The sequence below is a fragment of the Thalassotalea mangrovi genome (genome assembly GCF_005116735.1).
In the GTDB taxonomy this organism is placed as follows: Bacteria; Pseudomonadota; Gammaproteobacteria; order Enterobacterales; family Alteromonadaceae; genus Thalassotalea_A; species Thalassotalea_A mangrovi.
Genome location: NZ_SWDB01000007.1, coordinates 63,184 through 86,837, shown reverse-complemented (window position 1 = coordinate 86,837; position 23,654 = coordinate 63,184). Strand labels below are relative to the sequence as shown.

Below are 23,654 nucleotides of genomic sequence, written 5' to 3'. Positions count from 1 at the left end.
TGCTGCAAAATATCGGATATGAATTAGTGGATCTGCCTGAGTCACCCGGGAGACAAAATTAAGCTGATTTAGCTGGCCAACGAGCGCAGACTTGGAAATACACGTGCCATCGTCTTACCTAGCATAAAGCAGCTTTTTCTTTCCAGGCCATGCATCTTGCCACCGGCAGTCATCAACGAAAAATAAATGAATTTAGCCGTGGTTCCCGGGTATTGTCGGTACAGGTTCCTGTGCTTTCGCAACATTTGCCAGGCACCGGCCAGTATCTTGTGGCCGCTCGATGTCGTATTGCCATGATCCATCCGACGCAATTTCATCAGGCATTGATTAATGAACCCTACCTGATACCCCGATACAGCAAGCCGCAATGTTAATTCCTGATCCTGTTTACAGCGAAATTTGACATCGAATAAGTTGATATCCAGTAAAGCCTGGCGTCTGATCATCAAGGCACTGGGTAAGACATGGGTATCGATCAGCATATCAGAGATTTTAAGGTTACCAGGTTTGTTCAGATAGGTATTGAGAATGCCGTCCTGATTAAAGGTACAAACCCCGGTATGACAGCCATCAAAATGAGGGTTATCCTTAAGGAACTTCACTTGCATCGCCAGTTTATTGTCCATCCACACATCATCCGCATCCAGAAACGCGATCCAGGAACTCACCGCGGCAATGATGCCGACGTTACGCGCCGCCGCGGAACCACTATTTTCTGGCAAATGAATTACCGTAATATCATCAAACTGTCCCAGGAATTGGCGTGATTTTTGATCGGCGCCATCATTTACTACCACCACCTCAGCTACCTGGTAACTTTGGCGGCGAACCGACGCCAATGCCTCTGGGAAAAAGTCATAGTCATTGTAAAAAGGAATAACGACGCTAATCTGCATTGTGACCCCTGTTGTGGCTAAAATTATAATATGATCAATACTGCAAGTGAGTCTGCATTGGCGGTATGTTGGCCTGACTCAACATAACTATCTAAGCAAGTCTTAGGCCATTCTTATTTAGGCTATTAAATCATGGGGTTAGTGTTGAAATGAAAAAAAACGTCGCTGATTTGTAAAAAAAACAGGCACAGACGGCCAGGTTGAGAAATCTCTGGCCAGGAAGATGGCAGAATACAGGTTTAGCCTTCCGGAAAATAACGCTCCGACTTGGCGATCGGATCGTCAAGAGGTTCCCAGACCGGGTTAAAGAAGTTGTACAGCCGGGCAGCAGCACCGGTAAGTTTGTTGGCAACCGGAATCGGCAAATACAACCAGCGACAAATCAGGAATACCCGACGCCGAAAGACCCAAAGGTACATAGCGTCTTCCGAATAAAAATTTAACCCCCAGCGACGTTCGAATTCCCGGGCAGAGTGCCAGCATAACCGTTTAGACCAGCGGTGAAAGAAATAACGCATATCACTCAGCTTCATGCGCGTGCCCAGGTTATCAAAAATAACGACGGATTTCGGTTGCGATAACACCTTTTTTCCCATCCGGTGTAGCTGAATACCGATATCGATGTGCTCGCGAATGACCATATCAGGAATATCGATAGTTTTCAGGATTTGGGTGTTAAACATCACCCCATGCAATTCGAACATATCCGAGGGTCGGATTTCTTCTGGTAGTGCTTCAGGCAAACTGCGGCGATAGCTTTTAGCCTCAATCAAATACTTGACGCCAGAAACATCAATACTACGTATTTCATTAGTGAAAAGGTGAGTGCGCAACTTAGCACCACGATCCACCCCTTCCTTTTCCAAGGTAAGCGGATTTACCACTGCCACATCGTCGAGCCTGGCCACTTCGAGCAGCGGCGGGAGCCAATTACTGGTCACGATTGAATCATTATCGATAAACATCGTGTACGGTGTATCAATCTGCTCGCGTATTGCAGCGATCGCCCGCATGGGTATCATCAACCCCAGATCGATTATCTGTGCATTGTCAAACGGAGCTAAAACCCGCTCAATATCCCGTCGTAGCGATTTAGGGTATCCCAAATCCAAAACGATGAGTTTGAACGGCTCAGTCGTGTATTGATAAACACGACTAATACATTCCAAAATACCTGTGTACCTATCCCTTGGAGAGATTACTATCGTAACCATAATTTTTTCCATAGCGAAACGTTACTGACCAGCAATTCACTAAATAATAGCTGATATCGATTAATCATGTGTTCAAGCAAGAAATTTTTTCTGACCCGCAACAGACCGTTATGCCCCATCGCTTCCCGTCGGGTTTTATCTGAGATAAGAGTCATGATCGCCTGCGCTAGCTGCTCCGGATGTCCCGGCTCAACGAGAATACCCGTCTGGTCATCATCAATTATCTCTTTAATACCACCAACCCGGGTCGCAATCACCGGCCGTCCCACCGCCCCTGCTTCAATAAAAACCAGGCCAAAGGCTTCTTCCAGTGAGGGCTGAATAAATATATCGCAGGCTTGCATCCAGGTCTGGGCGATGCTGGTTTGGCCGACAAAATGAACGCGTTCCCGTAATTTGAAACGCTCTACCATATCAACCAGGAACGTCTTCTCAGACTTTTCTCCGGTACCGGCGATATAAAGATGTACCCTACTGTCATTAATGTTGCGCAATGCTCGAATCGTGTCCTGATGTCCTTTAATTTCGCCAAGATGACCAAGACTGAATAAGACCAACTGGTCATCTGCTATCCCCAGCTGCTGGCGTAGCTGATATTTTTGCGCTTCTTCAATCTGCTGAGTTTTGGTCACCCCGCCGTGGACGACACATGTCTTTTCTTCCGGGACTGAAAGCTGTTTGACCAGTTTTCCCTGCCGGTCTTTCGATACTGCGACAAAGACATCGACCAGATAACGCAAACAGGAATTAAGCAGTGAGGGACGATATTTACTCAAATCTGAGCGATGCATGGTTGCAACAATTGGTATTCGACACAGTTTACAGGCGATCCCTGCATAAAATTGTGTATATTCACAATGGGCGTGTACCAAATCGATATTGTGTCTGCGAATGAAGTCAACCAATTGCCACACGAGCGAAAAGTTGTACCCCTGATGCCTGGGTATAATACAGATATCATCGATTTTCAGAGGTCTTTCCGGAGATTTTAAAGAGATTGGATAGACGCTGATACTTCTGTCACGAAGGCCAATAATGGTATCCACGAAACGGACGGTACGACCTCCTTTATCCAAAGATTGAACTATCTCCAAAATCTTCATCTGGCTCGTCCTTATGATTCCTAATATTTAGAGATAGTTGAACTATAAAATTTGTCAAATCATTGGTTTTTTCTATAGTTAGATTAAAACAAGTGAAGAAGCATAAAACATGCGCAGACGTAATAATCAAAAACTATCAGTGTTGCACATGGTGTCCAGTCTTTTGATCGGTGGAGCCGAGCGGTTTGTCATTGATTTATGTCAACAACAACGTCACGATGGCCTGAAGACAAAGATATTCTCTTTTGGCCGTCAGGATGATCCATTAGTCAGCGAATGCAACGCTTTAAAGCTGAATGTTTTTTTTAATCGAGGACCGAAGATTATTGCCCTGACTCGTTTACACCGAATATTGAGAAATGCGGATGTTATTCATATTCACTCTCCCCATGTGCTCAAGTTTATTGCACCATTATTGCCATTGATCGGCCAGCGAAAAATTATTTATACCCGCCATGGTGCTGCTCCCCTCGACACCCCGACCTGGCAGTTATTACATAAATACTGTGAAAAATACATTCACACAATTACCTTTGTCAGTGAAGAGAGCCAGCAAATATTCAGCACTAATCATGGTTGGCATAAGAAGCAAAAGTGGGTTATCGATAACGCCGTGTTGCTACCGGAAATTACCGGTGCCCGCAAGACGGTTGAGGACACCCTTTCACTCGGCTCCGTAGGACGCATGATTGACATAAAGAATCAGATAAACTTATTGAAAGCATTAGAAAATTTGACACCAGAAGTGCGTAAAAAAATTGTCGTCCATTTTTTCGGAGATGGTCCGTGTCTCGGATTATTGCAACAATTCAAGGAAGAACATTTACCTGATGCCAACGTCATTTTCCATGGCGTCGTTAATCAACGAGATCAGATTTACTCAAGTTTCGATGTGTTGGTTGTAACCTCAGAAACAGAAGGCTTATCACTGGCGATTATCGAAGCAATGGCCAGTGAATGTGCGGTAATCGCTACCGATGTCGGAGGAAATCCAAGGCTGGTTTCCCATGAAAATACCGGCTGGTTATTTAATTACGACGACAGCCAGTCTCTGGCGAAAATTATTGAAACCTGCATCAATGACCGCAAAACCGTACATGAATACGCACACCGCAGCAAGACAATGATAGAACAGAATTTCTCGTTGCAAAACTGTGCCAATAAATACAAGCAGCTTTACCTGAACTAAGCGAACATCTGAATTTAGCGAAGGCAAATATTGGCATACGCCGGAACAAGAGTCCGACAGTAAAGTCCGTATCACTGCAACCTTCTCAGAAAAGAGCCGATTTACTTATTGCCAGCACCAATAACCGGATTCACGTGCTCAACACTATCCAACTGCGTCAACTGCCAGGAAAGATTGCCGGTCGAATGAAACCACCAGTTAAATTTCCGCAGTGGTTTTACCCGCCAACTGTGATTTTTTTTATCCACACCAAGGATGGCACGACAACTTAACAACAATGCCTCCATTTTATCTTTGAAATAGCCATCATCGCCTTGCTGTTGAACACTCAAAAACCTGGCAGTTACCAACAACCCTGCCACATCACAGGCATGTTGCAAGTCTGAGTGTGACATCTGCTCGGCAAATTTTGATGGGCTGGCAAAAACCAGATATTTAGGAACCGTCAGTCCGGCGATTTTACCCTTCGGTGCCTGGTAGGTACCCCGCTCTACAACATCGGTAGCCAGAGCCATAAGTAATTCTGCCGCATCCTCATCGCCCGTTAATTGCCACCATTTAAAAAGTTGATGGCCAAGCAACGCATTCATCCACGGGGAGCAAACCAGCACGTCATCCCCCCTGCCCTCGTGCACACGATAGGGATGGGCGAGACAATTAAGATTATCTTTCATTGCCACTTCAAGCATTCGCTTTGAACCCGATAACAATTGCTCAACCCGCTGCAGGCTTTGCGATGAGTGACTGATTTCCCATTCGCTTATGGCATTGGCTAAAGCTACTGACAGATTACGTTCGGTCCAGAATGTATGCCCTGGCAGATACTGCTCAGGCCAGCGCGAACTGTTTTGAAAGAATTGGTTAATCACCTGGCGAGTCTGCGATGATGGATAAAACTGGTAATCAAGAAGCATTCCCGGTGATAACAGGTATTTAATATCGGTTCCCGGTTTTAAAGAGAAATAGCCAAATTCATTGAGATAACTGCGATAAATCTCGGCTGATGCACGAGCCGCATGCTTGAAATACAAGTCGCCCGTTTTAAAGTAAAGTTGATACAACACGTAAACACGGTCATAAAGCCAGGGGGCAGATGTGGTAAAATTTCGCTTAATCTTAGGATCCTGGTTGATGGATTCCATGTCTGCCATGCGATATCCAAACTGCTGATAAGCATAATCAAACCAGTCAGGAGGCCTGTTGCTGGTTGACCGCAGCGGAGCGTACAAGCTCGCTGATAACCAATCCGGGGAAAAAATCACATCGGCCAGATTTAATGCGCCACCTGACCATGGCTTGATAGCCTCGTTTGCCCTGGCGGAAAACTTTAATGCAAAGACACTGTTTTTGGACAATGGCCGGGGAAATGTAACGATTAGTGCCCGGACAAATTCAGGCTGCCCATCGGCATCCGGCCAAAGCATATGATGAGTAATATCGACATCTGCAATAGCATGCTCGGTAGCCCCATTAATTTGTACAACTGCAGGGGTGCTTTGCAACTTAACCCGATTAGCGGGAACCGGGATCACTACCTGATAGCCACCACCGTCAGCAGCAATGGTAAATTCAACGCTCGCCAACGCCGGCCGACTAAGCCCTAACGCCGCTAATATCACACTCAACCACAACCAGGAAAATTTCATATTCCGTTACTTACTAATTGTTATTCAATATAAATCTCAGTGTAGTTGGTAAGCCGTTGAGAATAAAAAATATTGTCATTTTTTGGGGTATTTAGCTAATTCCATCTATAACTATCTAAGGAGTTTTAGTCGAGTCAAGGTTTTGGATTGTAAAATAATAACGACGACCAGAGGGTTTGATAATTTGCGAGGCATTTGGGACGCGCAAATGGTCAAACAATCCCATTTAAGTTTTTTTCTGGATTTTAGTTGGTTAAACCTTTGGTGGCACACCTATGCCAGGCCAGGAGATCGCCTTTACATCGTGTTGTTGTATAAACATGATAACCTGATCGCAATCGCCCCATTTTACATTCAACATCAGACACTACGGATGTTAGGTACCGGTGAGGCGGAAAGCGAGGAAGTCGCCAGCGAATACCTCGACATTATCTGCGCACCAGAACATTTTCAATCCGTAGCCAGCAATTTGTGTGATATCTTGATGGACTGCCTGTTCACCAATCACCATCGGGTCCACCCTTACTGTCAGCAACCGATGACAGCCGTTACTCATATTACCCTGAATAACTACCTGGCACATAGCTGCCTTGCTCACTTTGTGCGCAAAATTAATCGCTACTTCTTTATATCCACTAGTACCGTTGGGACATCGTACCGTTGCCGCTTACCTTCGGAGCGAGAACAATTCTGGCAACAGCTGCAACCATCTTTTCGCAAGAAAATGTTTCGTCACCGTAATCAGTGGTTGCAACAAATGCAGGGCGAATTTAAATCCTATCGCTACCTCTCCAGCCTTGAGGAAGGCATTCAACATTTACAGGATTTGCACCAGAAACGCTGGCAACGACTGGAAAAGCCTGGTGTATTCAAAGCCGATAAATTTCGTTTATTTCATCAAAAATTTATGCATCAAGCCCTGTTACATAACCGCCTTGAGCTCTGGGTCTTATTCGCTCGTGGCCAAGCAATATCGGCAATCTATGCTATAACCTATAATGAGACTTGTTATTTCTACCAGAGCGGTTTAGACACTGAGTTCCGGCCAAATCTTTCGCCCGGTTTTTTGTCTCATTTTCTGTTGATTGAAGAGTGTATCAAGCGCCAGTTTAAATACTATGACTTTATGAAAGGTGCGTCGGGTCGATCATACAAACAACAATTTGCAGATAACACCCGAGAATTATTTGAATCTAGGTTAGCCGTTAAAAAAGCCAGCAATCTGGGTTTTGCAATGAATAATAAATTAAAGCAAGCTAGGGACTTTTTACTATGGAAAAATCAGTAGGCCTGTACGATAAAAACAGTTCTCATCTCGGCTTTTTCTTCCTGTTTATCTATACCATTGCTCTTTTTATCCGTCCGCAGGAGTGGACGTATAATCCAGACCCAACGCCCATTGCGCGCTATTTCTTAATCATAGCTTTTATCTTCTTTCTGGCATCACAACGTCCTAAGCTTTGGGGTTACCAATCTTGGTTTTTGCTGGGGATTGTTTTTCTGATGCCAATATCCGGTCTCTGGAATGGATGGCTTGGAGGTGGCTTATTCGCATCAATTGACTTTGCGATATATGGATTGCTGCCCTTCATCATGTACGCCAGTTTAGTCAATTCCCCTGCCAAACGAAACTGGATTTTTTTCCTGTTCACTTTAACATCGATAATCATGGTTCACCATGGCCTGAGCCAAAGAGCCAATCCTGACGGCATTGGCTGGACGGGCATTTCATTAATTCAGGACACACGAATAAGGTATGTGGGGCTGTTTAACGACCCCAACGATATGAGCATGTTTCTGCTAATGAATTTGCCTATTCTATTCTATCTGCGCTCTAACAGCCAAAGTCTCATAATGCGTTTTATTTATCTGGCTTTGGTAGCCGGACTTCTTTATGGAATATACTTGGCCAACTCAAGAGGAGCTTTGATAGGGCTTATATTTATGTGCCTGGCATACTGTTACTTTCAATTCGGTACTGTTAAGGCGACGCTGGCATCTATCATTTCATTGCCGATAACGTTCATCGCCATGTCATTATTCAGGGAAATTAGTGCCGACGAAGACAGCGCCTACGGGCGCATCGATGCCTGGTATGAAGGAATCCAGATGTTAAAGAGCAGTCCATTATTTGGGGTCGGCGCCAACCAGTTTATAGAAAATCATGGACGAACCGCACACAACTCCTATGTATTAATTTTTGCTGAACTAGGACTTATTGGCTACACCCTGTGGTTTATGACGATCATTTTAACCATGATCATGCTCCTTAAAATCATAAACATAGATTCGAGTAAGTATGAAAGCGAACTTCAGGATAAAACTCTGCGTCAAAACCTGGCACTAGCGAAAATTTATTTTTACTGTCTAATCGGATTCATGGCTACCGCTTTCTTTCTTAGCCGAAGTTATATCGTTTTTCTGTACATGTTTTTAGGCCTGGCATTTGGTGTTTACGTTCAGGTGAGAGCGAAAATCCCTGAAGTGAGTGCCAGCGAAGAGCCTAAAACGATTTTGAAAATTTTGTTCATGGCTCCGCTGTCGGTTTTCACCATGTACATAATCACGATAGTCCTGCTGTGAGGCGGAAAGGCCGGCAGAGTTTATAAGTCAGGTTGTCTACCTAGGTTTCAAGGTAGCTAAAGGATAGAAAATACCGCATGAATATCGTGCTGCTCCAAATCCACCTGCCAGTCAAAGCTCATGGTTTTCGTATTCAACAAACAAATTCGCGTTGGCAGACACCCTTGCCAGCCTTTTGCATAAAAGCGGTTTTTTAACCATTCCATGCCCATCTGCATTTTAGATGGGCGAATACGGGTAAAACCGACCAGAAACCGGTATTCATCGATACAATACAATCCACGACACCACCCCAGTTGCTTAGGGCCTACCTCAATCTGGTTCATGTCATGGATCTCGATGACCCGCTGCAGGTCCATATCAACTTTGGAGATAAATCCATTTACATGGGTAAAATATGCATATTTTCCGACCAGGATACCATCGTGAATATTACCGGAATCAAGGTGAATCACTTCCCCTGTCTGCAGGCACTGGCATTGACTCTTTTTCATATTACTCACCCAATACTTGCCCTGATATTCAAAACAATGATTTGGATGCACGGCGTGAGGTTTGGTAGTGAGTACTTTTCGATAATCTTTACCCGGTTCGAATCGTTGCCAGATGTCCATTTCCGTGCAACTCCACTCATTCATTTTTTCACCACTGGGAGTAAACTCAAAGACCGCATCTAAACCCGTCGAAGTGACCAGCAAGGTATCATCTAAAGTCGGGTATACATGATGGACATCGTTAAACACGGGATGACTAATTCGGTGTTGCAATGAAAAATCCTGAGTTGAAAAGCATAAGGCTTCGGTCTGCGTTGCAACCCATAAACTTTCCGAACGGCGGGTTCCTGATTTAAATGTAATGGATGCTTCACTATCCTCAGGCAGACAATCTTCAGGAGACGTGTAATCAATGACCTCGCTGACCTTCAGGTCCGGGGTAAATTGGATTTGTAAAGCCTTTGCGGCACCGTAACCGGTCCACTCTTTCATATCGTAATGAAACCGGCGTTGCTTGCCACCGGTAATGATAAGTTTATCGGGTAATGCTGCCAACCCTCTGAATCCCATCTGTAACCCCTTGTTTTAAAATCATTATTTCAGGTTTGACGCTATCCTTAAAAGTATCAACGTGCATTTAAAAAGTGTTGGTAAGGCGAATTTTTCAGGCGCTGCTCTAAGGTTGCATAGTCACTGATCACTTTTGACAGATCTGACTTAACCACTTTGTTGAACCTGGTACTCACCTGATGCTCTGGTAAGCCAAGATAATCGAACAAGCGGTTGAGTGTCTCTGTTTGCTTAGTAGCATCGCAGAGGTTCTTTTCATAAGAAATATCGAAATAATCGATCCCTTGCAGTGCCTTCTTCTCGGCCATCCGACAATTTTCCCGGAATTTTACAACTCGCTCTACTTCTTCATAATTGATATCAACCAGAGGCTGTTGCTGTTTATTTTTACCGAACTGGTGATATGTCCCGGTTTTTTCACTGCGCAAATCAGATATTGCATGCTCCAGCAGATTGTCTCGATGCAGGTAGATGACTTTCCACCCATTGTCGGAAAAATCGTGTAACACCTTGCGTGGGCATTGGTTTTGAGCCTTTTCCAGTTGATACACTTTTACTTTAAAGCCAACCGCTGGTGTTTTGGCAAATACGGTCAGGCCCTGGGCATAACGTACCGGTTTTTTTACACCGCGCACGACATTGGGAGCTAACACTTCTCCGTAACAAAACGCATCCGGATGGGAGTTAATCAAGTCAACTAACACCGTACTACCTGTTCTTCCCTGTGCAAAAATAACAAAATTGCAATGTTGCGATTTTGAACCCCGCAAATAAGATGCCAGATAAAATCCCCAAATGCGCATCCAGTTCGGCATTTTTCGAAATACCGATAAAAAACTTTTGTTTAATAATAAGACCTTACTCGATTTCAAATAATACTGTATTAGGCTGTCTTTCATCAGACTCTCCAAACAAAGTTATAGGCCGCAAACAATAAAATACGCTCCGGCTTGAACACTTTTATTAAATTCTGAGTTTTTTGGCTAACTACAACGTCGCAAAACTAAAGCCTTGTTTTTTCCATAATGGAATCAAATTGTCTAATATCTCCAGGCACAACTCATTATCGTCATGAAATAAGATGATATCGCCATCCCTCAAGGACATTTCTGATAGTCGACGACACAGTATTTGCGAGTTTTTCCTGGAGTAATCTTTGCTATCTACGGACCAAAGTACTAAAGGTATGTTTCGTTTTAACAATTGCCACAACAACCCGATTCGCCACCGACCATGTGGTGGGCGGAATATGATACTTTGTTGATTTACCTCAAAACTTGCCAGCAATTCATTGGTTTGTAATATCTCCTCGAGCTGGTCTTTGGTCGGCATATGTTTAAATCCTTTGTGATAATACGAATGATTGCCGAGCGAATGTCCCTGCTCTTTGACCTTTTTGACAAGCTCAGGATTATTTTCCATCCGTTTGCCAATAAAGAAAAAAGTCGCCTTGGTATCATGCTGTGATAATAGTTCTAACACCCTTGGAGTCACCTGTGGGGTCGGTCCGTCATCGAAGGTAAGATACAGGCACTTGTCACCAGACTTACGTCTGGTATAGATTTTATCATTTGGAAATAAACGTTGAATAAGACGCGACTTAAAGCTCATATTGACACCACGGAGTTATCAGAATGTTGCTCAATGACCTGTTCGATGACCTTGTGCACCAACCTAATGTTATGATGCCAGTCAAAAATCGCTGCATGATTAACGATTTCCCGCTCAGACCATGTTTTTGTTAATGCGTGTATCATCGCTTGTGTCAGAGGCTTTACCATTTTCGCTGGCACTAAAATGCCAGTTTTTTCGGTAACTATTTCCGGAATGCCACCAACGCTTGTAGCGACTACTGGCTTACCACAGGCCATTGCTTCAAGCAGGATATTGGGAACTCCCTCAGCATAACTCGGTAGCACAACCACATCACTGAGGCGAATTTCCTGCGCCACCTGTTGATGCGCAATTGACCCCAAAAACTCGACTTTATCTGCTGCCAACCTGTCATCAAGCATCTGCCGCATAGCTGACTCCATCTCTCCCTGGCCTGCGATCACCAGCTTGCTGTCTGGAAATTGATGTAACAGCTCAGTAAAACTACTGATCAGTTCGATAACACCCTTATTGGCCTTCAGATTGCCAACATATAGCAATCGTTTCGATGTCCTGGGGTGTGACGCTGCTGCCGGAAAAAACAGCTTTTTATCGACACCGTTGTAAACCAGGTGAAGTTTTTGTTCGTCAACTCCCAGGGAAATCATTCGCTGACGCAGCGCGTCACTTACCACGAAAACTGCCGCCGCCCGGTTTGCTGCCCAGGTAATTTGTTTTGCTCGCCACTTATCTTTGCCAAACTCATTAATATCACTACCGTGAACTTTAATGAAAAATGGACAACTCAGGTACTTTGCCAGTAGCGCTGTTGCAACGCCTTCAGGGTATGCCCAACTCGCCAGTAATGCCTTGGGACGTAATGCTTTAATCCAACGCCACGATGCGGTAAATAGCGAAACAAACATGTATACGCTAAACATGGCGTAGGGAAATTTTGGCGTATAGAAAAACGGCTGGTAGCGAAGATTTTCACCCCCCTCTCGCTTTTCATTTTGCGAAAGCTTTAACCATTTCGTCCAGGCAACCGGAACCAGAATGCTGACATCAAAAAAATCAGCCAACCGATCAAATTGCTGTTTATTAAATGTCGCCCGGTTGGGATCCCAGGAGGAAGGATACAGATTGGTTATGATCAACAATTTCGACATCACAGCTCCGATATCGTAACCCGGTGTTTACCGGTACTGGTGAGAGGTATCTCACTTACCTGATGGAAGTTTACCTGTAACTGTTCGCCCATCACCGCTTTGATCTGACCATCAATCGTGCTTTGTACCTGATCATCAAATTTATCATTGGCGACAATAAAAATATCCAGGCTAGACAGCGATTTTTGCCGCACCTGAAATCGTTCAATTCCGCGAAAGTCTTTTAACAAGTGCGGAAAGAATTCTCCCGGCAAAATTTTTCCCTGCGGGGAGCGGATGATATCCAGCTTGCGACCATTCACGGATTCAAGGATGGGTAAGGGATTGCTGCACGAACACTGACGCTCACTGATAACCCCCTGATCACCATTCGCATAGCGGATTAATGGCATGCCATAGTTAAATAAATCCGTGATGACAATATCGCCAACTGAATTTTTCACCGCAGCGCCATTATGGTCGACGGTTTCAACCACCAACTGATCGATATTGATATGCAAGCCACGCTGTTGTGCACATTCTGCCGCAATTAACATAAATTCACGGCATCCGTAGGTGTTGAATACCTGACATCGAAATGCTTTTTGAATTTCCTGGCGCTGGTATTCCAGCAAGGCCTCGGCACCCGTCAGGATAACCTCGGGCTGATGCACTTTAACGTCGTGTTCATTAATGTATTTTGCCAGGCTGTACAGGGGAGCTACATAGGCGACGATGGCTTTTGGCTTATAGTGGTTTAACTCGGCGGTATACTCGGCAAAGTTGTCATTGCTCAGAGCAAACGAATTGGCAATCCTGCGATGATAAAATCGATGGTATAAATCGTCCTTTAGCTTATGCTTCCAGCTTTGCTGACCGAGATCTACCCCCCATAAATACCAGGTTTTGGTGCCAATATCGACGCCCGCCCAGCCGTATCCACGCCACATAATTGCCTGGCGCGTTTCATAACTGCCTTTATCCAATTCAAAATGAAAAGGACGCCCGGTAGAGCCGCCCGTCGACTTTTTCATATTACTGATGCGTTTGCTTTCCGGGATTAACGCCTGGTAATGATCCTGCACATCCTGTTTCGTCAACAAAGGCAATTCACTTAGCTGTTCAACGGAGGTCAGATTGTTGGGATTAAAGCCAATATCCAGCCACTGCTTTTGATAGTAAGGTACATTGTTTTGGCAAAAACAGAGCAGTTCGCGCATTCGTTCAAGTTGGAATTGTACAATTTTTTGTCGAGGCCATTGTAATCGTTGCTCTGCCGATGTGAGCAATGAGGAGGTTTTACGACCTTTATAGGCCTCGTACCCTGGAAATAAGATTGATCGGAAGAATGTTGCGTAAATATCCATTTCTACACTGCCGTTTATTATTACTGAATTGAGTATAGTCAATACATCACAATGTGCGGGTGATATGCGTTAGAAAATCAGCATTAATTGTTATCAATAGCACTCTTTATTTTCTGGCATTTCAAGGGTTGTCCAATTCGGTACTCCCCTTCCACCGTGTCGATTTAATTTGTAAGGCCAATTCGATGATTTTTCTTTTCACTTCTGGGTCGAGAATTGCCACATAAGCAATCAGGGTGGTAATTGGCAGGATTATGAATGCCAGGCCAAAACATATTAGCCACTGCTCTGCGGTATAAGTTTGTAGCCATTGTTTCAGTGGGATACCTAGCCCGTAAAGCACCACAAGCGCATACCCGAAGCGCAGGTAAATCGGCAACAGCCTGAAATTACAATAATATTTAAGTAACGAAAACTTAAAGATAAGTTCGGAAATAATGAAGCCAGCGGGAGTACCAATGGCAACCCCAATCAAGCCATAATCCTCCAGTAAATAAACCGACATTGCGATATGTACAAATGCGCCAAGTAGGTTACCGACAAATATCCAATTATGATTCGCTTGTGCGAACAGGACATTATTAACGCCGCTGCCTACGGCAATGCACATGTAGCCAAAAATAAAAAATCCAATCAAATCAGTGGCAGGAATGAACTTCGGCCCAACCCACAATTCGACAAACAAGGGAGAAAAAATAAACAAAGGTAAGAACAGGGCGGTACAGACAAACAGGTTCAGGCTGGTTACCTGATTGTACAAGCGCTCCATATTGGTCCCGCGAGCGACCATCCTGGTGAATATCGGTTGAAACAGACCGGATACAGATAACACAAACGCCTGCACATGACCGCATAACCGGGTAGCAATACTAAACAGCGTTACCGTTGCCAATTCCATAAATTTACTGACGATAACCGGATCTGATTTGGTATTTATGGTACTGGCGATGCCGCTTGCGACTACATATTTGGAGAAGTGAAATAGACTGCTAAATTCGGCTTTACTGACAAATCGCCGACGAAACGTCAAATAAGGGTAGTTTTTTTTCACCCAGTAAACTTTATAACCATTGGTTATCACATCGGCAATAAGAGTTGCCAGCACAGCACCATAGATATCTAGTTGCGGTATGGTTAAATAGACAATAATGGCTTTCATGATCGCGTTCAGGGAGGAAATATTAGCATCAATATCGAACCTCAATACCGCCACATAAAAACCGTGCAGGCAGTTCATTAGGAACCCCCACAGTATTTTTAACGACAGGAACAGGAAACAGTAACTTAATGTCACTTCCATTGGCCCGGAAATGCCCAGCCAGGAAGGGAATTGAGCCAGTGTCAGCAACCCGGTTGCGGCAATGATTCCCAGCCCGAGAAAAAGAACAATAGACGTGGAAAATACGCGGTTGACCTGCTCCTCATCACCCGCTTCCAGCGCCAGGGTGATATGACGCTGTACCGCAGAAGGAAACCCGAGGTTAACCACGTTAAACCAGGTGAGTACCGATAGTATGATAATCCAAAGCCCGTAACCTTCTTCACCTAAATGATGAATAAAAAACGGCGTCATCAACAGCGAAATGAGCAGGATAATAAAGCGCTCCAAAAATCGAAACGCCGTACTTTTCAGCAGCAGACCTTTCATTATTTACTTAACGCCCGCTTGGTTCAGCGCCGAAATTGCCGCATTGACGCCCTGCTTCAGGCCCACCTGAGGTTGCCAGTGCAACGTCTGTTGCGCTTCACTGGTATCAAATACCGGTGACGATGATATCGAGCGTAAACGGTAGGATAAATGCGGGTTTCTTTTCAGTCCGATTGCGCACAAGTGATCAAGCACCCAGAACGCGGTTTTGTAAACCACCAGAGGAATGGGGATTAGCCGCTTCTTCTTACCATTTTGATTCAATAACTCAATGTATTCACGCTGAGTTGGGTAATCATTATCAACCAGGTTAAATATCTTTAACGTTCCATCACTGTGTTTGAGTGCTGACACGCAGGCATCGACCACATTTTCCACATATACCAGAGGTAAGCGTCGATCTCCCATTCCAATAGATAACAGATATTTATCGCCAATAGAGATGCCCAGGTCATTCAGACAAGGATCCAGTCCTGGTCCGTAAATCAGGCCCGGCCGGAAAATCGTTACCTGAATCTCAGGGTTGTCAGACGCAAAATCCCGTACAGCCTGCTCAGCCTGCCACTTAGCGTGGGAATAATTGCCGCGCTGTTGCGGTTGCCGTTCAAACTGAAAAGATTCATCAACTTTGTAACTCTGTTGATAATCTTCTCCGTGGTACACATTCAGCGTACTGATATAGATAAGTTGCTCAACCCCTTGTTGCGAGCTGGCAGTTAACAGATTTTTAGTACCTGTTACCGTGGTATCCAGGTGATAATGCCAGTTCCCCTGCATTGCGGCTGCCAAATGAAATACCTTTCTGACATCCGTGCAGGCGCGTAAGACAAGTTTGTGATCGTAAATATCGCCGATAATCACCTGAATTTGTTTCTCATAGGGCTGCCAGCTTTGCGGTAACGGGCTATTCGAGTGCAACAAAACCCGCACCACCCGGCCTTGTTTCAACAGGCGCAACACCAGGGCCTGACCTAAAAATCCCCGGCCGCCAGTGACCAATACATCTGCCGCAGCTAGCTCTTGCTCCTCAACTCGCTCCGTTGCTGGCACAAAAGCCGGCTCTCGCTCCATGATTTGCAGGTATCTGTGAGCGTCTTCGGCGCATTTATTAATCATTTTTTCGCTGTAAAAATCTTTGATGATGGCATCCAGACCTGCATAGGGATCAAGGCGTTTGAAGACAAATTTAGTGATCGCAACCGTTGTACCCCACAGCAATTGCCAGGCACCATGTAAATTAGCCGTTACTCTCGACACTGCATTTGGCAGGGCGCTGACACTTTGGTAATTGATAATAAAATTGCGAAAATCGAGATGAACCGAGCCTCGTTCACACTCAACGATCACTTCGTTTTTCAGAGGCAGGGTATTTAAATTCATCAGGGCACTGGCAAATATGCCCTTGTCGTTAGTCAAAAGTAACTGATAATCGTGTACCTTATCACCAATGGCAGTAACCTGGCTTGCCTGATAATGTAACGGTCCGGTGAATTGCTCCATGGCACTAAACACGTGGGGTGCGATATCAAACACCGGCCCACCGGGTAATTTCTCCATCCAGCGACTGGTCGAGTCGTATTTGCGATTATCAAAATAATCGAAACTGTAACGCCCATTCACCGCTTTCACTTCGCCAAAATCTTTGCGTTTGATCAGGTCCCTTGCTTTTTTTACCATCGGGTCGAAGCTACGCATATGATTTACGGTCAGCTTAACCTGCTCTTTGCCAGCAATGGTGAGTAAACTTGAAATTTGTTCACTGGTCATCGCCAGCGGCTTTTCGACCAGACAGTGCACCTGGCTGGACAATAAATGCTCACACAGCGAATAATGACTGCCCGGAGGCGTGGTAATATGGGCATAATCGGGGCGAAAAGATTGCAACATTTGCTCAATACTGGTGAAGCTGGCACTGATGCCAAGCTCAGAGGAAAACTGCGCCAGACGCTCAGGATCAATATCAACAATCGCCAGGGCAATGTCTGGATTCATATTGCGTAATTTCTGCAAATGAACACGCGCTAAATTACCACAACCAATAATTACGGTTCTCATTATTGCTCCATTGTTTTTTTGCTATTCAGAATGGTTTCGACTTGTTCACTGACTTTGCGATACCGTGATTCCCAGGTATCTTTAGCGACCACTTGCTGGCGTTTTTCACGCGCAAATTGGTCCGTATCATTAATGGCCATGCCGACCAGGCTGGCAAATTCCTGATAATCATTGGCGATACTGACGACTTCTCGGTATTTATCAATTTCCGGGCAACTGACCGACACCACTGGTTTGCCGGTGGCGAGGTACTCGCGCAACTTTAATGGATTTGAATTAAATACCTGCTGATTTAACACATAAGGAATAATCGCGACATCAAAGCGACGCGCAAAATCCGGTAGCTGTTCATAGGAGCGCTGCCCAATAAATCTTACATTGGCTGGAATATCATACTGTCGCAAATCGACGGTGATGCGACCGATCAGAATACAGGTTACCTGCGGCAGTTGACGAGCAACAAAGCATACCAGGTCAATATCAATCCAGTATTCGATTAAGCCAAAGAACCCAACCACCGGCCCCTTGATGTTCGCTAACTCCGGCGGAATAGGACCTGGCAGGTTCGCCTGTGAAAAATGGTCAACATCAACTCCATGAGGGCTTAAAAATACTCTTTCATATTCACGGCGTTTTCTTTCAAACAATGGCATTGATGGTGTGAAGATTAAATCCGCCTGGGAACTGAGTGTTTGATCGAGAGAAATGATGCGTTGTTGATTAACCCCGGGCAGGGCCGAAAAGTCATCAACACAATAATATATGATGGCCCGTGGATGCAGTTTCTGGATCACATCAGCCAGGGTAGGCACGGTACACCAAACGACGGGCGCATTAGTAAAATGCATCTGCGTGCATTTTCTTTTTATTTTGTTGATGGCCCTATTTTTATTCCAGCGGCTAAGCCACCAGGAAGATGGCAACGGCAGTAAAAATAACGACAACACTTCGAATTCAGGAAGTTTTTTCGGCTTTCGGTGAAACGCCTTGTAGAGACGAGTGAATATTTTTTTCAGATCAGAAACTGACAACCTGGGCATTCGCAGGCCCGCCGCCTCGACATAGAGAAGGTTATGCTGGGCAGCGAGTCGTTTGGCAAGGTGATGACTACTGGTGCGATTGTCGATACTGTATTCATTACCGATGTAAATAACATCCCATTTGTTATTCATTTTGGTGCAGTCTTTAGTTTTTTTTATAGTCGGAATACCATTGAGTATATGGCAGATCTGGAAACCTGCTAGCTCGACCGGCAAATTAATTCGAATTGTAAAATTGACCTGTTCGACCGGAGGATTTCGGCAAAAAAATTATTTTTCCTGTGCCCTGCCAAAATTCATTTCTTGATATATATTTTATTGAATAACAATGAATAATCAGGGGATGAAAATGGAAGTTGTTTTTTGGGTAGCGGTAATAGCCATTACCTACAGTTACGTTATCTACCCTTGCCTTTGTTTCATTTTTGCTCGCCTTTTTGGTCGCCAACCAGAGATTGTTCCTCTGGCCGATGAACAATTACCGGATGTCAGCGTAGTCATTGCAGCTTATAACGAAGAACACTGTATTGGCGAGCGCATTGACAATTTGCTGGCTCAGCAATATCCATTGCAAAAGCTACATATTTTCATCGGTTCCGACGGTAGTACCGATGCCACCAACACCATTTTATCCCGCGTTGATCACCCTCAGGTTGAGATAAAGTTATTTCCAGGTAATCGCGGTAAAGCCAGTACCCTGAATGATTTACTGGCGCTGGTCAAAACCGATATCGTAGTGTTTTCTGATGCCAATACCCAGTTTGCAGCAGACGCAATTCGACAGTTAGTTGCCGGATTCACCAGTGCAAAAGTCGGCGCCGTTTGTGGTGAACTCGATTTATTCAACCACGGTGTCAACACCAATAAAGACAACCTGTATTGGCGCTATGAACAATTTATTAAAAACCAGGAAAGCCAGCTCAATGCGCTGCTTGGCGCCAATGGCGCCATTTATGCGATTCGCCGGCAGCTTTATTTGCCGATTAATGCCAACACCATAGTCGACGATTTTCAAATCGTCATGAATATTGCCAGACAAGGCTATCGGGTAACTTATCACCGCGGCGCCAAAGCCCGGGAAGAGGTTGCCCCCAGCGCTATTGATGAAGGCAAACGCCGGATTCGCATTGGCGCTGGTAATTATCAGGCATTCAGTAATTTACTCTGGCTTCTTAATCCCTCCCAAGGCTGGCGTTGCTTCGCCTATTTCTCCCACAAAGTGTTACGCTGGTTCACACCACACCTGATGATCGTTGCCCTGTTCAGTAATTTGTTGATTGCCGGCCAGCCATTTTACGGCGGCTTTTTATTGTTACAGTGCTGTCTTTATGGGCTTGGTATCTGGGGGATCCGACAAATTGATAAAGGTCACAGCCCTCCCTGGTTTGTAACCTTTATTGCGTTCTTTTTACGATTAAATACGGCTCTGATGCAGGGTTTTGTGCTTTTTAGTCGACGAAATTTAACTGGCACCTGGCAAAGGACTTCCCGCTCATGATTTATTGGTTACTCGCACTCGTGATACTTTCAACGGCAGGGATTAGTGCGATCCTATATAAAAAGAATCTTAATCTCTGGCTCGGTCATTTCATCAAGAGAAGACTAACCGGAAAATGGCATCATTTTGGCCAATCAGAGCAGTTGACCCATGTTATGTTTTGCTTTGTCGATCACTATGAACCGCAATGGGGTAAGAACATCAGCATTGAACAGGAACGTGCCCGGGTCGATCGCTGGCTTTATGATTATCCCCAGATCGCCGGAAAATTCAAAGATGCGGATGGTGAGCATCCAAAGCACAGTTTTTTTTACCCGGAAGAAGAATATCGACGAGAACATCTGGATAAAATAGCCTACATCTGTGCCCAGGGGTTTGGTGAAATCGAGGTGCATTTGCACCATGACAATGATACCAGTGAAAACTTACGAAACACCCTGACCTCTTTCACTCAAACCCTGCATGAAAATCATGGTGCATTTTGCCGAAACCCAAAATCAAAAAACCTTGAATATGCGTTTATTCATGGTAACTGGTGTCTCAATAATTCCCGACCCGATGGCAAGCTATGCGGGGTCAATGATGAACTTGTAGTCCTCAAAGAAACCGGTTGTTTCGCAGATTTCACTTTCCCCAGCGCGCCAAGCGACACACAACCTGCATTGGCCAACGAAATTTACTATGCCAAAGACCACCCCGGCCAACCAAACTCCCATAATACTGGTAAACCGGTTGAGCGCGGAGGGCGTCATTGGGGAGATTTAATGATTATTACCGGACCATTAGCACTCAACTGGCAACGTTTAAAAAAGAAAATCTTCCCACAAATAGAAAATGCTGACATTCGTGGCAATATGCCACCCTCTCCGGATCGAATTGACCTTTGGGTAAATACGCAAATCAGCGTTAACAACAAGCCAGACTGGCTGTTTGTAAAGGTACACACCCACGGCACTCAGGAAGAGTCCATGGATACCTTATTAGGCCAACCTTTCGAACAAATGTGTGAGTATTTGGAAAACAAATACAATGATGGTAAAAAATATAAATTACATTACGTTTCTGCCCGAGAGATGTACAACATTATAAAAGCAGCAGAAGCAGATGTGCAGGGAGAGCCTGGTGCTTATCGAGATTTTATTATTCCAAAGCCCGAATATAAAGTTGCCGATATTTTCAATGAAGAAATAAAACATAAGGCATGACATGGATTATAAAGCGGATTTATTTAAATATTCAGGCCTTGGCTGGCTATTGTGGAAATTACGTCCACAAGGGCTGTATGGGTTTAATTACCACCGTATCGGTGATCCTGGAGAGACTCAGTACGACCCGAACTTATTCAGCTGCAGTGCTGAACAATTTGAAGCCCATTTAAAATTTTTCAAAAGCAATTTTGATGTTATCAGTCTTGATGACTTGATGACAATCATGCGTAACAACAGCCCGATCAAAGACCGCCTGGCGATCATCACCTTTGATGATGGTTACCAGGACAATTTCAACCTCGCGTATCCGTTACTCAAGTCTGCTAACTTACCTGCGACCTTTTTTATCGCCACCGACTTTATTGATAACCCGTTGGTTCCCTGGTGGGACGAGGTAGCCTGGTTGCTTAAAAATACCGAAATAAATCACCAGCAGCTGAAAAAGTGGCAATTACCGATTAACTGGTACAAAGCACCGGTTACCGAGCAAATACGTATCATGCTCAGGTTTATGAAACAAAATCACCGGTTATCCATGGCGGAGAAGTTAGCCATCTTGCGCAAAGCCTCAGGCTATCAGGACAATGAGTTAACCATATCAGAATCATTATTTATGAACTGGGATATGTTGCGTGAAGTTCTTAGCAATGGCATATCAATAGGTTCACAAACCTGCAGTCACCAAATACTATCGCATCTCAATGAAGCTCAGCAGGAACAGGAAATTGTAGAGTCTAAACGTCGCCTGGAGCAACAGCTAGATACGGTGATTTCCGCTTTTGCCTATCCAGTTGGGGGTGAGAACAGTTACAATGAGATCACAACTAACTTGCTTAGAAAGAGCGGTTACCAGCTGGCGTTCACTTTTCTCCACAAGCTAGGAGCAAATCTGCTAGCAAATCGATTTGAGCTGCCGCGCTTTTCCGTTGACAATCATTGCACGGTCAGAAAACTGAAATTTAATGTATGTAGAAACCTGTTAAATCAGAAACTAGCGCCCTTTGCCAAGGAGGACTACCTCAGCGGTTTGTATCAGGATAAGTAAATCCATGAAAAAGCTGCGATGTTTAATGTAATAAAGGTCATATTTAAGCTTTTCCAAAGCATCCTCATCACTGGAGCCATAAGGGTATTTCAATTGTGCCCATCCAGTCAGACCAGATTTAACATTGTGACGTTCATAGTAGTAAGGAATCACTTGCTGCAGGTATTCCACGAATTCCGGGCGCTCAGGCCTTGGACCGACAAAACCCATATCACCATTAATAACATTATATATTTGCGGTAACTCATCAATCCGATATTTACGAATAAAGCGACCTACTCGGGTTACCCTGTCATCTTCTTCTGAAGACCACTTGATACCATGGCGTTCAGCATCAGTCCTCATACTGCGAAACTTCACAATTTTGAAAACGTGGCCATTCAGGCCAACCCTCTCTTGCCAGTAAAAGCCAGGAGAGCGAATGCCGTCTTCAAGTTTAATCGCAATATAGGTCAGTAACATAATAGGCCAGGTTAACAAAAATAAAACAGCAGCTAAACTGGCGTTAAACAGCCAGTCAAGGTTGTTACGGATTTCATTGGATGAAGAAAATCCATCGGAAAAAATTAACCAGCTTGGGTAAATAAGGTTGACGGCAATTTGACCTGTCTCCTGCTCAAAAAAGTCAAGGATGTCGGAAACAACTACACCTCGCAATTTACAGGCAAACAGCTCCTCAATCGGCAGGTTTTCTCGCCTTTCGTCTGTAGCGATTACAATTTCCTGAACATTATTTTTACCGATATAATCAAGTAATGACCGATCCCCAAGGTGAATCACTTTCTCTTTATCAAACCGAGGCTCGACATCTCCGGGCATATAAACAAAACCTATGAGATTAAAACCCTGGCGATCAATTTTGCGTCGCATTCTCTGTTCAATGATGGTTGCTCTCTCACCAGCTCCCAGCACTAATACGTTTCGTTTTGCAAACCCGAGAACATTAAATGCCAACAATAAACTGCGCAAAAAAAACGCAGCCAAAAGACTGTATAGGCAAGCATTAAATAGACTTTCTGTCATATAGTAGGACTGTTTGAACAGAGCCTGAACCAATATCAAAAACAGAAAACTGAGTGCTGTTGCCACAATCAATCGACGGAGCATTCCCCACCATTTATCCCTGAGCTTAGGCTTATATATACCCAGGCCGAGAAATGCCAGTTGCATCACAAATGCAAAAAACAGCGAGTTACCTAAAACCTCAATATTGGTGTAATTTTGGGGCGAGAATTGATGACTGATGGCAAAGGCGACAAAAAAAATGACCGAGTCGACCAGAATTAACAGTCTGGTCAGCACTGCATAGTAGTTAATATTTTTATTCTGCACGAGTGTTACCTCAGAATCCTTTATT

19 protein-coding genes are annotated in these 23,654 nt (G+C 44.5%); 6 read left to right on the top strand and 13 right to left on the bottom strand.

Going from position 1 to position 23,654, the window contains the following annotated elements; all coding sequences use genetic code 11:
* Positions 1-68: 68 nt before the first annotated feature.
* From E8M12_RS03555 to E8M12_RS03545, 3 genes are all read right to left on the bottom strand, one after another.
* Positions 69-896 (bottom strand): glycosyltransferase family 2 protein, encoded by an 828-nt coding sequence (locus E8M12_RS03555; protein WP_136734708.1) that lies wholly within the window; start codon positions 894-896, stop codon positions 69-71.
* A gap of 239 nt (positions 897-1,135) precedes the next feature.
* Complete coding sequence (locus E8M12_RS03550) at positions 1,136-2,110, bottom strand: glycosyltransferase family 2 protein (RefSeq protein ID WP_169303024.1); 975 nt, start codon at positions 2,108-2,110, stop codon at positions 1,136-1,138.
* Positions 2,098-3,213 carry a glycosyltransferase family 4 protein gene (locus E8M12_RS03545; RefSeq protein WP_136734706.1) on the bottom strand — a complete coding sequence of 372 codons (1,116 nt, stop codon included), beginning with the start codon at positions 3,211-3,213 and terminating at the stop codon, positions 2,098-2,100. The genes E8M12_RS03550 and E8M12_RS03545 overlap by 13 nt, the downstream gene beginning before the upstream one ends.
* A 109-nt stretch (positions 3,214-3,322) precedes the next feature.
* Between E8M12_RS03545 and E8M12_RS03540 the strand changes: the two genes are divergently transcribed.
* Positions 3,323-4,402, top strand: a complete 1,080-nt coding sequence (locus tag E8M12_RS03540) for a glycosyltransferase family 4 protein (protein WP_136734705.1) — start codon at positions 3,323-3,325, stop codon at positions 4,400-4,402.
* A 101-nt stretch (positions 4,403-4,503) separates the two neighbouring features.
* Here the strand turns inward: E8M12_RS03540 and E8M12_RS03535 are convergent, their stop codons facing one another.
* The gene (locus E8M12_RS03535; RefSeq protein WP_136734704.1) at positions 4,504-6,048 is read right to left on the bottom strand and encodes a hypothetical protein; all 1,545 of its coding nucleotides are present in this window, start codon (positions 6,046-6,048) and stop codon (positions 4,504-4,506) included.
* A gap of 208 nt (positions 6,049-6,256) precedes the next feature.
* Between E8M12_RS03535 and E8M12_RS03530 the strand changes: the two genes are divergently transcribed.
* Entirely contained in the window at positions 6,257-7,336 is a 1,080-nt protein-coding gene (locus tag E8M12_RS03530; RefSeq protein WP_136734703.1) for a GNAT family N-acetyltransferase, read from the top strand.
* Positions 7,321-8,631: an O-antigen ligase family protein gene (locus tag E8M12_RS03525; protein WP_136734702.1), complete on the top strand. Its 1,311-nt coding sequence runs from the start codon at positions 7,321-7,323 to the stop codon at positions 8,629-8,631. Before E8M12_RS03530 ends, E8M12_RS03525 begins: the two co-directional genes overlap by 16 nt.
* Positions 8,632-8,687: 56 nt before the next feature.
* On the opposite strand, the gene E8M12_RS03520 is transcribed toward E8M12_RS03525, so the two are convergent.
* The 8 genes from E8M12_RS03520 to E8M12_RS03485 form a co-directional block, all read right to left on the bottom strand.
* The gene (locus tag E8M12_RS03520) at positions 8,688-9,695 is read right to left on the bottom strand and encodes a hypothetical protein (protein ID WP_136734701.1); all 1,008 of its coding nucleotides are present in this window, start codon (positions 9,693-9,695) and stop codon (positions 8,688-8,690) included.
* A 56-nt stretch (positions 9,696-9,751) separates the two neighbouring features.
* Positions 9,752-10,594 carry a hypothetical protein gene (locus E8M12_RS03515; protein WP_136734700.1) on the bottom strand — a complete coding sequence of 281 codons (843 nt, stop codon included), beginning with the start codon at positions 10,592-10,594 and terminating at the stop codon, positions 9,752-9,754.
* An 88-nt stretch (positions 10,595-10,682) separates the two neighbouring features.
* Positions 10,683-11,306 carry a polysaccharide deacetylase family protein gene (locus E8M12_RS03510; RefSeq protein ID WP_136734699.1) on the bottom strand — a complete coding sequence of 208 codons (624 nt, stop codon included), beginning with the start codon at positions 11,304-11,306 and terminating at the stop codon, positions 10,683-10,685.
* Positions 11,303-12,457: a glycosyltransferase family 4 protein gene (locus tag E8M12_RS03505; RefSeq protein ID WP_136734698.1), complete on the bottom strand. Its 1,155-nt coding sequence runs from the start codon at positions 12,455-12,457 to the stop codon at positions 11,303-11,305. Before E8M12_RS03505 ends, E8M12_RS03510 begins: the two co-directional genes overlap by 4 nt.
* Positions 12,457-13,656, bottom strand: a complete 1,200-nt coding sequence (locus tag E8M12_RS03500) for a phenylacetate--CoA ligase family protein (protein ID WP_246034000.1) — start codon at positions 13,654-13,656, stop codon at positions 12,457-12,459. The genes E8M12_RS03505 and E8M12_RS03500 overlap by 1 nt, the downstream gene beginning before the upstream one ends.
* Positions 13,657-13,924: 268 nt before the next feature.
* Complete coding sequence (locus E8M12_RS03495) at positions 13,925-15,451, bottom strand: oligosaccharide flippase family protein (protein WP_136734696.1); 1,527 nt, start codon at positions 15,449-15,451, stop codon at positions 13,925-13,927.
* Between the two features lie 3 nt (positions 15,452-15,454).
* Positions 15,455-17,506 (bottom strand): NAD-dependent epimerase/dehydratase family protein, encoded by a 2,052-nt coding sequence (locus E8M12_RS03490; RefSeq protein ID WP_136734695.1) that lies wholly within the window; start codon positions 17,504-17,506, stop codon positions 15,455-15,457.
* Positions 17,506-18,678: a glycosyltransferase gene (locus E8M12_RS03485; protein WP_136734694.1), complete on the bottom strand. Its 1,173-nt coding sequence runs from the start codon at positions 18,676-18,678 to the stop codon at positions 17,506-17,508. Before E8M12_RS03485 ends, E8M12_RS03490 begins: the two co-directional genes overlap by 1 nt.
* A gap of 217 nt (positions 18,679-18,895) precedes the next feature.
* Between E8M12_RS03485 and E8M12_RS03480 the strand changes: the two genes are divergently transcribed.
* From E8M12_RS03480 to E8M12_RS03470, 3 genes are read left to right on the top strand one after another with little or no spacing between them, the layout of a single operon-like run.
* On the top strand, positions 18,896-20,044 hold the full coding sequence (locus tag E8M12_RS03480) for a glycosyltransferase family 2 protein (protein WP_246033999.1): 1,149 nt from the start codon (positions 18,896-18,898) through the stop codon (positions 20,042-20,044).
* A complete protein-coding gene (locus E8M12_RS03475) occupies positions 20,041-21,249 on the top strand; it encodes a hypothetical protein (protein WP_136734692.1) in 1,209 nt (402 codons plus the stop codon). The genes E8M12_RS03480 and E8M12_RS03475 overlap by 4 nt, the downstream gene beginning before the upstream one ends.
* Position 21,250: 1 nt before the next feature.
* Positions 21,251-22,297, top strand: a complete 1,047-nt coding sequence (locus E8M12_RS03470; protein ID WP_136734691.1) for a polysaccharide deacetylase family protein — start codon at positions 21,251-21,253, stop codon at positions 22,295-22,297.
* On the opposite strand, the gene E8M12_RS03465 is transcribed toward E8M12_RS03470, so the two are convergent.
* The gene (locus tag E8M12_RS03465; RefSeq protein ID WP_136734690.1) at positions 22,244-23,629 is read right to left on the bottom strand and encodes a TIGR03013 family XrtA/PEP-CTERM system glycosyltransferase; all 1,386 of its coding nucleotides are present in this window, start codon (positions 23,627-23,629) and stop codon (positions 22,244-22,246) included. The genes E8M12_RS03470 and E8M12_RS03465 overlap by 54 nt on opposite strands.
* Between the last annotated feature and the right edge of the window lie 25 nt (positions 23,630-23,654).

Coding starts and splice junctions, on each gene's coding strand:
- E8M12_RS03555 (WP_136734708.1), bottom strand. CDS start 896: ATGCAGATTAGCGTCGTTATTCCTTTTTACAATGACTATGACTTTTTC.
- E8M12_RS03550 (WP_169303024.1), bottom strand. CDS start 2,110: ATGGTTACGATAGTAATCTCTCCAAGGGATAGGTACACAGGTATTTTG.
- E8M12_RS03545 (WP_136734706.1), bottom strand. CDS start 3,213: ATGAAGATTTTGGAGATAGTTCAATCTTTGGATAAAGGAGGTCGTACC.
- E8M12_RS03540 (WP_136734705.1), top strand. CDS start 3,323: ATGCGCAGACGTAATAATCAAAAACTATCAGTGTTGCACATGGTGTCC.
- E8M12_RS03535 (WP_136734704.1), bottom strand. CDS start 6,048: ATGAAATTTTCCTGGTTGTGGTTGAGTGTGATATTAGCGGCGTTAGGG.
- E8M12_RS03530 (WP_136734703.1), top strand. CDS start 6,257: ATGGTCAAACAATCCCATTTAAGTTTTTTTCTGGATTTTAGTTGGTTA.
- E8M12_RS03525 (WP_136734702.1), top strand. CDS start 7,321: ATGGAAAAATCAGTAGGCCTGTACGATAAAAACAGTTCTCATCTCGGC.
- E8M12_RS03520 (WP_136734701.1), bottom strand. CDS start 9,695: ATGGGATTCAGAGGGTTGGCAGCATTACCCGATAAACTTATCATTACC.
- E8M12_RS03515 (WP_136734700.1), bottom strand. CDS start 10,594: ATGAAAGACAGCCTAATACAGTATTATTTGAAATCGAGTAAGGTCTTA.
- E8M12_RS03510 (WP_136734699.1), bottom strand. CDS start 11,306: ATGAGCTTTAAGTCGCGTCTTATTCAACGTTTATTTCCAAATGATAAA.
- E8M12_RS03505 (WP_136734698.1), bottom strand. CDS start 12,457: ATGTCGAAATTGTTGATCATAACCAATCTGTATCCTTCCTCCTGGGAT.
- E8M12_RS03500 (WP_246034000.1), bottom strand. CDS start 13,656: ATGCGCGAACTGCTCTGTTTTTGCCAAAACAATGTACCTTACTATCAA.
- E8M12_RS03495 (WP_136734696.1), bottom strand. CDS start 15,451: ATGAAAGGTCTGCTGCTGAAAAGTACGGCGTTTCGATTTTTGGAGCGC.
- E8M12_RS03490 (WP_136734695.1), bottom strand. CDS start 17,506: ATGAGAACCGTAATTATTGGTTGTGGTAATTTAGCGCGTGTTCATTTG.
- E8M12_RS03485 (WP_136734694.1), bottom strand. CDS start 18,678: ATGAATAACAAATGGGATGTTATTTACATCGGTAATGAATACAGTATC.
- E8M12_RS03480 (WP_246033999.1), top strand. CDS start 18,896: ATGGAAGTTGTTTTTTGGGTAGCGGTAATAGCCATTACCTACAGTTAC.
- E8M12_RS03475 (WP_136734692.1), top strand. CDS start 20,041: ATGATTTATTGGTTACTCGCACTCGTGATACTTTCAACGGCAGGGATT.
- E8M12_RS03470 (WP_136734691.1), top strand. CDS start 21,251: ATGGATTATAAAGCGGATTTATTTAAATATTCAGGCCTTGGCTGGCTA.